The 10,985-nt window shown below is 42.0% G+C and carries 9 protein-coding genes and 1 pseudogene; all 10 read left to right on the top strand.

What is annotated here, in order from left to right:
* Window positions 1-224: 224 nt before the first annotated feature.
* A pseudogene (locus ETF27_RS05810) lies at window positions 225-368 on the top strand (conjugative transposon protein TraK); the annotation flags it as partial.
* A gap of 4 nt (window positions 369-372) precedes the next feature.
* Window positions 373-849, top strand: coding sequence for a hypothetical protein (locus ETF27_RS05805; RefSeq protein WP_130829397.1), 477 nt, complete (start codon window positions 373-375; stop codon window positions 847-849).
* Between the two features lie 4 nt (window positions 850-853).
* Window positions 854-2,242, top strand: a complete 1,389-nt coding sequence (locus ETF27_RS05800; RefSeq protein WP_130829399.1) for a conjugative transposon protein TraM — start codon at window positions 854-856, stop codon at window positions 2,240-2,242.
* A gap of 30 nt (window positions 2,243-2,272) precedes the next feature.
* On the top strand, window positions 2,273-3,208 hold the full coding sequence (gene traN / locus ETF27_RS05795; RefSeq protein ID WP_130829401.1) for a conjugative transposon protein TraN: 936 nt from the start codon (window positions 2,273-2,275) through the stop codon (window positions 3,206-3,208).
* 4 nt (window positions 3,209-3,212) lie between these two features.
* The gene (locus ETF27_RS05790; RefSeq protein WP_130829403.1) at window positions 3,213-5,531 is read left to right on the top strand and encodes a type IV secretory system conjugative DNA transfer family protein; all 2,319 of its coding nucleotides are present in this window, start codon (window positions 3,213-3,215) and stop codon (window positions 5,529-5,531) included.
* A gap of 1 nt (window position 5,532) precedes the next feature.
* A complete protein-coding gene (locus ETF27_RS05785) occupies window positions 5,533-6,183 on the top strand; it encodes a TraX family protein (RefSeq protein WP_130829405.1) in 651 nt (216 codons plus the stop codon).
* Window positions 6,184-6,320: 137 nt separating this feature from the next.
* Window positions 6,321-7,577 carry a DNA methyltransferase gene (locus tag ETF27_RS05780; RefSeq protein WP_130829407.1) on the top strand — a complete coding sequence of 419 codons (1,257 nt, stop codon included), beginning with the start codon at window positions 6,321-6,323 and terminating at the stop codon, window positions 7,575-7,577.
* The gene (locus ETF27_RS05775; protein WP_130829409.1) at window positions 7,574-8,506 is read left to right on the top strand and encodes a hypothetical protein; all 933 of its coding nucleotides are present in this window, start codon (window positions 7,574-7,576) and stop codon (window positions 8,504-8,506) included. Before ETF27_RS05780 ends, ETF27_RS05775 begins: the two co-directional genes overlap by 4 nt.
* A gap of 2 nt (window positions 8,507-8,508) precedes the next feature.
* Entirely contained in the window at window positions 8,509-9,834 is a 1,326-nt protein-coding gene (locus ETF27_RS05770) for an ATP-binding protein (RefSeq protein ID WP_130829411.1), read from the top strand.
* A gap of 23 nt (window positions 9,835-9,857) precedes the next feature.
* A complete protein-coding gene (locus ETF27_RS05765) occupies window positions 9,858-10,877 on the top strand; it encodes a hypothetical protein (RefSeq protein WP_147785579.1) in 1,020 nt (339 codons plus the stop codon).
* The last annotated feature ends 108 nt before the right edge of the window (window positions 10,878-10,985 follow it).

Here is a 10,985-nt window from a genome sequence, read left to right as displayed (position 1 = left end):
TCACATACCGCTCACCGCCGTTCCGACGGCTTATTTCAACTATTTTATCATGGTCGAGAGATTTTATCAGCTGACCATATACCGGCTGTCCGAAGAAATGTGTACTTTTGCCCATGTTATCTGAGTTTGGAAACAAAAGCAAAGATAACAAAAAGGGCTGATACCTCGTGAGAAGTGTCAGCCCTAATTCATAAAAAATGTGGGATGTTTAGCGGACAGTAATAATTATTAAACGTCGTTCACGCGACATGAAACGCTCTCTTATCACGGTGGGCGGCATTGAGAATGTGCCCCGTACAAGGAACAATCCGCACGGTCTGCTGATTACCAACTGGAGAACATTGGAGAACAAAGACTTAGACTACTAAGGGTATGAAGAAGAAAATGAAACGTGCGAAAGAGGCCAAGGCCAGATGGGAACAGGAAACCAAGGTAAAGCTGGAGTCCTTTGTAAGGAAGCTCTCTTTGCAATGGAAGATACGGGAACGGATAGATGCTGCCAACGCATGGGCTGTGAAACACCCAAAGCGTACGGCAGCCATGACCATCGGTGCGCTGGTCTGTTCGCTCTGCTTGGGGATAGTCGTGTCACTCTATACTCCGCAACCCAGCAAGGATATTGTGGGGGAGATAGAGAATGTGCAGCCTATGTTCGCCGGACTGCAGAGCATACAGAACGGCAAGAACGTACAGGTTCGAGAGGTCGGACAACTGGCTCTGCGAGGACAGCAGCTGAAATGGGAACTGGATTCCTTGGTGCGTATTCCTATCAAGACGCATCAGGATTCCACGCTTATCATCTATAAATATAGGCAGCTCGAAATGATAGTGACAAACTTAAAACATTAATGATATGAAAGAACTGATTAAGAAATTCTTGCTTAAAGCTGGACTGACAAAGGAGGATGCTCCGTCAGACGCTGCACGGACGGAGGCTAATGCAGAAGCGCAGGGCGAAAATAAGGAAGAGTCCGACGAAAGGGAAAAGACTATTCCGAAAGAACCTCCAGTGGTGAAGCCCTTATCACAGGGCAAGAGTTGGTGGCGCATCGATTTCAAGCAGCCCAAGTATATCTTTCCATTGGCCATCCTCCTGCCCATCTTGTTCTTAGGCTATGAGCTGATTGGTGTGTTCGGAGGGCAGGGCGATGCCCAGAAGGGTGTTGCCACCGACAGTATCAACGCTTCGCTGCCCACAGCAGCCAATGATGAAATGGGGGACAAGATGGCGGAGATGAACAAACGTTATAACGAGGAAGATGCGGCATCGGCAGTGAACGGCATCGGTGAGGACCAGCCACAGCAGGACTCGCTCAGCAACAGTTATCAAGAGCATGAGCTGGACGATATAGACCGGCAGAATGCCATCAATGCGCAGCGGCAGAAGGACATGGAAGCCTTGCAACAACGACTGGAACAGTCTCGGAAGCACATCAATGCCTATGAGGGTGGAAGTTACGGCGGTGCATCCAGATACGGTTCGGGCAGCAGCTACGGCCGTAGCTCCCGACAAGCTGAGATGGATGACTATGCAAGGGAGGTGGAAGCGATTCAGAAGAGAAGCCTTGCTCGGCAAAAATCCTTGGAGAGGAGCATGGGCATCGGCGATGAGGATGAAAGTGGCAAAGAATCAAAAGTGTCACAACCCTTCAATGCACCTAATCGTAAGCCCAAAGAGAAACCTGCCATTGTCAAGAAGGTGATGGAGGGTAATGCGGATAAGTTCAACACTGTCAGTGCCGAGTCTACGGCGGAGGTTCCGTTGATCCGTGCCATGATAGACAAGACGACCAAAGCACACGAGGGTACGCGCCTCCGGTTCAAACTCCTCGATGATGTGACGCTCAAAGGGACAAAACTGAAGAAGGGTACCTATCTCTATGGTACGGTGACGGGATTCGGTCAGCAGCGTGTCATGGCTTCCATCACCAGCATCTTGGTTAAAGATAAGTTCATCAAGGTGGGATTATCCGTCTATGACAATGATGGCATGGAGGGCTTTTATGTGCCAGAATCGGCATTCCGTGACTTGATGAAGGATGCCAAGGCGAACGCCTTGCAGAGCAATATCAACTTCGACGGTGGGTATGGTGGCGGACTGAGTTCTGAGGCAGTGGCTCTGCAGGCCCTACAGAACATGTATCAATCAGCAACCTCTGCCGTGTCTGCCAATATCAGAAAGAACAAGGCACGGATCAAGTACAACACCATCGTCTATCTGGTCAATACCAATGCTGAGTAGCATTCAACAATTCATCAAACATTAGAAAATATGAAGCAGTTTTTAGTTATCTTGGTTGCCCTCATGGGATTGTGTGGCAGCCTTCAGGCACAGAAAATGTATAAGAACATTGAGGCAGACTCGGTTTCGGTGAGATATATCCGCAACGCAAGGCCCACGGACAACTACATCTTTGACGAGAACAGACGCAAGGATGTGGTGTTTGTCAACGAAGAGGTGACAACGCATCTGCTGATGCCAGAGAATATCAAGCTCGTGGACATTTCGACGAACAAGATTGTTGGTAACCAGTGTACGGACAATATCGTGCGTATTAAACCCTCCAGGAGAATGTACGACAATGAGTTGGTAGGTACAGTTACCGTTATCGGTGAGCGACATATCGTACAACTCAACGTGGTTTATACTGCCGGACCAGCGAAAGCCAACTCCATCTACCGCATCAAGAACGGGGATATGGGCAGATATGAGAATCCCGACGTGACGATGCCACGTAAAGAAATGGCAGCCTACGCCTGGGCTATCTTTGCCAGTAAACCGCAAAAGCATATCCGTTCCCACGAGTATGGCATCAGAGCAAGAGTGAACAATATCTTCAGCATCGGTGATTATTTCTTCATCGATTATTCACTCTACAATGCCACCAAAATCAAGTATGACATCAGTGAGCTACGCATCAAACTCACCGACAAGAAGGAGCTGAAGGCCACCAATTCGCAGACAATTGAGCTGACTCCGGTCTATTCCCTGAACAGTGCCAAGAGCTTCAAGAAGGCATATCGTAACGTGCTGGTACTCGACAAGCTGACCTTTCCTGAAGAGAAGGTGCTGAAACTGGAGATTTCGGAGGAACAGATTTCTGGTCGTGTCGTCACACTCAACATCGACTATAAGGATATTCTTCATGCCGACGGCATTGGTGAACAGATAATGGCGTTCCTCCCGGTTCTTAATTCGCAAAAGTAGCATCATGGCAGTAGAAGAAACAAGGGAACAGCAACAGATGTACAACACGTTCAGGAGTTGCATCTACCTTTTCTTGATTGTAGAGCTGATCATGAATCTCCCCATCACGACGGACAACCGTGTGACGGGATTTATCCTGGAACTCATCACACGCTTCAAGGTTTTCAACAATGTGGCATCGTGTAAGCTCATCGAACTGATATGTATTGGTGTGACATGCATCGGTACACGTCCACAGAAGGCATTGAAGTTCAATGTCAAGACAATGGTGCTTTACCCTATCGGCATCGGCATTACGTTCATTGCGCTCTGCATGATGCTTCATAAGGGCGTCTGGGGCGGAGTTTCATTTGGCTTCCCTACCAATCGTGTGCTCTACGCCATGACTTCCATTATCGGTACGATGCTTCTGCATCAGGGGTTAGATGGTATCTCTCGCTACTACAATTACAAATTGGGTGAAGACCGTTTCAACTTTGAGAATGAGTCGTTCCAGCAGTCGGAGGAACTGAATGAAAATCCTTATTCTGTCAATATCCCGATGATCTACTATTTCAAGGGACGCATGCACAAGGGATGGATCAACATCATCAATCCGTTCCGTGGCACCATTGTACTGGGTACGCCCGGTTCTGGCAAGTCGTTTGGTATCATCGACCCATTTATCCGTCAGCATGCGGCCAAAGGCTTTGCCATGATGGTGTATGACTACAAGTTTCCGACATTGGGAAAGACGCTGTTCTATCAATACTGCAAAAACAAGAAACTGGAGAGGCTGCCGGAAAACTGTGGTTTCCACATCGTGAACTTTACCGATGTGGAGTATTCCAACCGTATCAACCCTATACAACGGAAGTATATCCCTGACTTGGCAGCAGCGGCTGAGACAGCTGCAACGTTGCTTGAATCGCTTAACAAGGGGGGCGACAAGAAAGGCGGCTCGGAGGCGTTTTTTCAGAACTCGGCCATCAACTTCCTTTCGGCTATCATCTATTTCTTTGTCAACTTCCATCCGACGGGGTTCAAGGACGGCAAGAAACTTACTCGTTACATCAAATACAAGGGGAAGAAACTAAGGCTGATGACAAAGAACTGGCATGACTACCGAGCTGTCGACAAGAACGGTAACATGATTCTTGACTTTGTGGATGAGCTGAGCCACGATGTGTCGGTGGATGAAGATGGCATGTTCGTGGATCTGAATGACTTCACTTATATCAGCCGTAACGGACAGAAAGTGCATATCACTTCATCCTGGTATGAGGATGAGCAGGGACAGGTAGTGGAGCCTGACACCATTACAGGAGAATATTCGGATATGCCACATGTACTATCCTTCTTAGGTAAGCAGTACAGTGACGTATTTGACATCCTGATGCAGGATCAGAAAATTCTCTCGCTCATGGCTCCGTTCCAGTCGGCTTATACCAACAAAGCGATGGACCAACTCGAAGGTATGGTGGGTACGCTCCGTGTCAATGCAGCTCGCTTGGTTTCACCGGAAGCCTACTGGATATTTACGGGGGATGACTTCGACCTGAAGATTTCAGACACTGCCAGCCCTTCCTATCTCGTGATTGCCAACGACCCGGAGAAAGAGCAGATTGTGGGCGCACTGAATGCGTTGGTGCTCAACCGTCTCGTGACCCGTGTGAACAGCAGAGGGAATATCCCTGTTTCCATCATCGTGGATGAGCTGCCAACCTTGTACTTTCATAAGATTGACCGACTGATCGGTACGGCGCGAAGCAACAAGGTAGCAGTGACGCTTGGTTTTCAAGAGTTGCCACAGCTGGAGGCGGACTATGGCAAGAATGGGATGCAGAAGATTATTACCACTTGCGGTAACATTTTCATGGGTGCCGCCCGCAACAAGGAAACGCTGGAATGGGCGCAGAATGATGTATTCGGTAAGGCGAAGCAGACGTCCAAGTCTATTACCATCAATGACCAGAAGGTTTCCACATCTATCTCGGAGCGGTTGGACTTCCTAGTCCCTGCTGCCAAGATAGCGGACATGGCGACTGGTTGGCTCGCTGGTCAGTCAGCTCGTGACTTTACTCCGACGGAAGGCAGCATGATGCAGGGCTTCGACATTGAGAAGTCGGAGGAGTTCAAGACCTCGAAGTATTTCTGTAAGACCCACTTTGATATGGAACAAATCAAACAGGAGGAAAGTCTGTATGCCGACCTGCCAAAGATTTATCAGTTTGCCTCTAACCGTGAGAAGGAAATCATGCTGGGGCGTAACTTCAAGCGTGTCAATGACGAAGTGGATGCGATGATTGCTGAGTTGTTGGGCAAAGAAAAGAAAACAAAGTAACATGATCCTCGTTCAAGGTAAAGGGTTGTCAGGAAGCGCATTGAAGGTAATTGCATTGGTGTCCATGACATTAGACCACATAGCCTACTATCTGATGGACGAAAGCATTGCCTACGATGCCATGCGAACGGTGGGTAGGATGGCTTTTCCCATCTTCGCATTTCTGCTGGTGGAGGGGTATGTGCATACCCGTTCCGTAAGGAAATATGCGCTGAGTCTTTTCATTTTTGCTCTTGTGTCGGATATTCCGTGGTGGCTACTGAATCATGACAATACACATAATGTGTTCTTCACCCTGCTATTGGGGCTGGTGGCAATAGAGGGGTTAAGCAATGTTGGTAAGAAGTTTTTGCCCTGTTGCGTCTTGATGGTTGCAGTCTGTAGCATCGCTATGTGGCTACACGTCGATTATGAGTATTCAGGAATACTGCTGGTTTGTACGTTTTACGTGTTTCGCAAACACAACGTAATGAAATGTCTTTTGGCCTCCCTTTTTATGTACCAGTACGGTATGATTGGGGTTTGGCTGGGATTGGCGGTTATCCATTGTTACAACGGAGAACGAGGATTTATAAAAGGGCAGTATGCGAAGTATTTGTGCTACGCATACTATCCCTTGCACCTGCTTTGTATATGTACTTTCATCAACTAAGTACAAATTTCTATCCTTTAAGAAAGATATTAAATAATATTTTTGTATATTTGAACACTCAAAGATGGCTAAAGTATAACTCTTATTCCATCTATAGCATAATAATGATGAGATAATAGCGTTACCAAATAATAACAATGGATATTAAATACTATAGTAATATCGGGTCTGCTAAGGATAATATGAAGAGTCCTGTGAATAATTGGTATAAGTTCACGGCTGGCTTTTCATATCGTTTTGTAGATGATGTACTCGATGGCCAAAAAAAGAGGAAATCTGTAGTTTTTGATCCATTTTCTGGTTGTGGTACAACATTAGTTACATGCCAAAAACGCAATGTGTTTGCAGTTGGCAACGAAGCCCAAGAATTTATGTGTGATATTATCAATGCTAAGTTAAATTGGGATCTTGAGGATAGAATTGTAGAAAAGTATATAAATAAGATCATGGATTACCATGACACACATTTTGCCATTGATATTTCCGAAGAATACCATCCACTTCTTATAACTCTTTATGACGCAAATACATTAAAATCAATATATCTTCTACGTGATGCAATTCTTCAAATAATTCCTGATGAATACAAACTTTTTTTCAAACTCGCATTGAGTCAGACCCTCCATAAGTGTGCATTGAATCCTATAGCAGTTCCATACATAGTTAGAAGTAAGACTTTGAAAAATTCGGGACACCCTATAATGAGATTTTTAGAGATAGTGCATAAAATGATGGAGGATATACATAATCTACCCACCCATAAGAGAACTGCAAAGGTTTATCGGGCTGACTCTCGTAAAAAGAATGAGAACTTGGAAAATGGACTTTGTAATTTGTGTATCACGTCTCCTCCATATCTTAACAACCTTGATTATGGAGAAATATCAAAGGTTCACACCCATTTCTGGAAGATTACCAGATCTTGGAATGATTTGACTACAAATATTCGTTCACATCTTGTTACTGGAGCGACAACTCACTACCGTGACAATTCTTTTGAAATGGACGCTTTCAAAGAAGGAGAATTCGCTATTGATAACCATGACTTAATGGAAGAACTTGTACCTATTTTTTATAAGCTACAAGAAAGATCTAAAGAACGTCATGGAAAAAAAAGTTTTCATATTCTGATGATGTACTATTTTCAAGACATGTATCATGTGCTAAAAGAAATACGGAGAGTTCTTAATTCCCATGGCGCTGCATATTTGATATTGGGGGACTCTGCACCTTATGGAGAATATATTCAGACAACGAGCTATCTTGGGCGAATTGCACAGACTGTAGGTTTCAATGAGTATGAAATTTACAAGCTTCGTGATAGAGGTACAAAGTGGAAATTGTCAAATCGTCACAATATTAAACTTTCAGAAAATATCTTAGTATTAAGATGATGAATATAGATATCAGAAAATCCAAGGTCATCGCTTTTATTCCAAAGGCAGAGGACGAGGGCAAAGGCTGGAGTTATTCTTTTGTCTATAGCCTACTAGACATTAGAAACATCTACTCTCTTTGCTATAAGTACGATGGCTTTTCCTCTATTACTGACTGTTTGTCGTCTTGTGTTTCCAATAATATTGTGTCCGAGTCTGGAAAAAAATGGACTAAACGCAATTTACTCGAAGTAATCAACGCCCTTATCAATTTTTCTTTGCTTGAGAAAGGGTCTATGAGGCCTGTAGATAAAAGTGTTAAATTTGAGAACATGGGGCGTATAGCTCTGACAGAAAAAGAAACGTGTTTATTAAAGGATATTTATATTCGATACAAACGGTTTGCAGAATTCTGGGCTTTGTTTGAATTAAGCCAAGAGGAAAGGATAGTATTATCTTTTAATTATGCCAATCGTTTTACTAATAGTTTTATATTAGGGACGTGTAGCAACTCTCCAATTTATAGGATTATACCCAATCGAACTGACACTATGAGGTTTTGGGATGTATTCTGTTCATGGGGAGAGAAGCTACATATGTTGGAGAAAGTTTCATCTTCCTTCTTCCATTTAGAAACCATTCCCACGACATCAGGCTTATCTTTACTATACAAGATAAATACGATGCCGGAAGATTTTTCAATTCTTGATTATATACGATCTCACAAGCTAAAAAGGATTATGTTTATTCCAGACTTATTCTTCATGCTCATCAAGGAATTTCGTTATTCCATGAAAGAAATGAAATTGAAACTTACTACAGAAGTTTTAAGTCACTTAGACCAATACAGATTTCAAAGTACATCGCTAATTAATGTAAGTAAATATGATAAAGACTATTTGCCCATGGTTAACAATGTATATATGTCACATCTCTTAAAATTATAAATATGTCAGAAACTAGCATAGATATTCTCAAATCTTTTGAGAACGCCAAGGATAGTGAAACTATCCTGAAGACAAAGTTCGATCTTGATTCTAACCCTTTCCCCAAATCAGGAATAGCCGACTTAGATGCGACAGATGAGGTTATAAGCAAATTGGTACCAGTCTCTTCAGAGGTAACACAAAAGATTGTGTCATATATCAGGGATTCTATGTCCGATCGGAATTCAGATAATCGTTATCTAAGCCTTGTTATTACAGGCGAATATGGTACAGGTAAGACACAGACTCTCATGTTTATTCAATATTTACTAAAGCATTATCCTGGCTACAAGCCATATGTTGTGTATCTTGACGATCCCGGACAGAGTCTTTCAGAACTAATAGGAAGTGTCATTAGTGAGATAGGTATTGAAAATTTCAAAAGATATTTATGGAATATTTTCATGTTGCATGTAGATGACAACCAAGAAATTAAAAACAGATTTATAGAGTATATATCTTCACCAAGGATGTTTACAAGCTATAGCAACTTGGCTGCGAACTCTAAATTTGAATCATGTTTTAAGAGTTATAAGGAACTCGCGGATGCTTTATTAGGTGAAAAAGTGAATCGTGCTACCAAGAATGCGAGGGAAGAATTTTTACTTAACTCTATTATGACATGTTTTATAAACAAGTTCAAATATACTAATATTGCCCGTTACTATGTAGGTATCCTTTCTGAAAATATAAATATAAGTAAGTCTTGGGATCTTATAGTATCCGGGCAAGCCAAAGATTTAGCCAAGAAAGAGGTTGTGCTATTGAAATCTATAGTTGAGATTGTCAAGAACCAAATGGATTATACAGACTTCTATCTTTTAGTAGACGAATTTGAGGAAGTGTCTTCTAATCGCCTGACCAAGAAAGAAGCAGATAATTACATGAGTAATTTAAGAGCTCTTATCGACAGGGAACGAAACTGGTGTTCAGTATTTGCAATGAATCCTCGCGCATTAGAAGATGTGAAGCAGATATCGCTGGCTTTGTTTGGTCGAATTTCTAATAGTACTATTACCTTAACTCCTTTCGATGCCAATCAATTAGGTTTAGTAATCAAGAATTATATTGACACTGTTAGAAAAAACAATGACTCCATATATCCTTTCACAGATGCTGCCGTACAAACCCTATATAATGGTGTCGAGGATGAGAACCTAAAAGGATCGCCACGTTATTTACTCAAGCTATGTTATAGTATATTACAAGATGCCGCAGTGACCTTAGATAAAGGCCAAAGCATTGATGAGGATTTTGTAAAGAGTTTCCTTAATAAGATTGACGAGTAGAAATGGCGGTCCACATTGAAGAAATGTATCGAGTAAAGTATTTTCTCGATACAAATATCTTGGTTGATTTAATGGGTGGAAAATTTCCTAATCTTAATGCGGTTATGGATTTTTTTGCAAATTGCCCTTTTGTAGATTTACATTCATCAATGTATGTTCTCTATGAATTTGCAGAGGTGAGGAAATATGAATTGTTCTTAGCTAAGCTTAAGAAAAATCTCGCTATTGCTACTGACTATTCGAAAGCCAGAATTAAGAGCAACTGGAAGGTATGTAGGCAAGATTATTCTGTATATAAAGCTGATATTGAACAACAAGTTAGAGATGATATTAAGAAGTTGGAGAATGATTTCGACATAAACTTTGAGGAACATCCTCTTCGTGAGGAGATCATTAGACCTGCAATGTCTTTGTTCTTAACAACTCATATATCAAAAGAGGATGCTTTGGTTCTACTTTCCTGTGTATCGCCCAATAGACGGGAATCTATCACTGGCATGAACATTGTAACACATGATAAAGGGTTCTTTCATGCATCACAACAGGATAAGGAAACAATAAATAGTCTTTTTCAACAAGAAAACTTGGAGGTTCCTACCGTTATCAACACACACACATACATATCAGTAACAAATGGTTTTCCTATCAATCTTTATAAGTCCTCTTTAACAGACCATATTGAAGATACTCTTCGAAGAAAAATATTACTTCGTATAAAGGAACAAAAGAAATCTGAATTTGTTGGATACACTAAGAATCTCGGTAACAGGGGGAATGCAGCAAAGTGTATATGTTTTGTTTCATCAAGGGATGAGTCAATAAACCTGGCTGATGACGTTATATTAACCATCATACCACAATCTTTAGATTGCGTCACTTACGAAATACCACAAGGTATCTCTTTTTGGAAGAACAAAGCAGAAGATAAAGACATGATAATTAGAAAAGGAGATTGTATTTCGTTCATTGATGAAAATATTGATGATGTTACTTTGCTGAGACTAAGAAAGCCAAGAAATCTCGTATTCATAGAGCGTTATTAAATCAATTACAACATGTCATTCTATATTTAGATATGATGCTAAATTTTTGGCTGAATTATATGTATCCATACATTTTTGTATAGAATAATATTACTGTCCGCTAAACAT

Source organism: Prevotella brunnea, from assembly GCF_008016795.1.
Taxonomy (GTDB): Bacteria; Bacteroidota; Bacteroidia; order Bacteroidales; family Bacteroidaceae; genus Prevotella; species Prevotella brunnea.
This window is presented reverse-complemented; position numbering and strand designations above follow the sequence as displayed.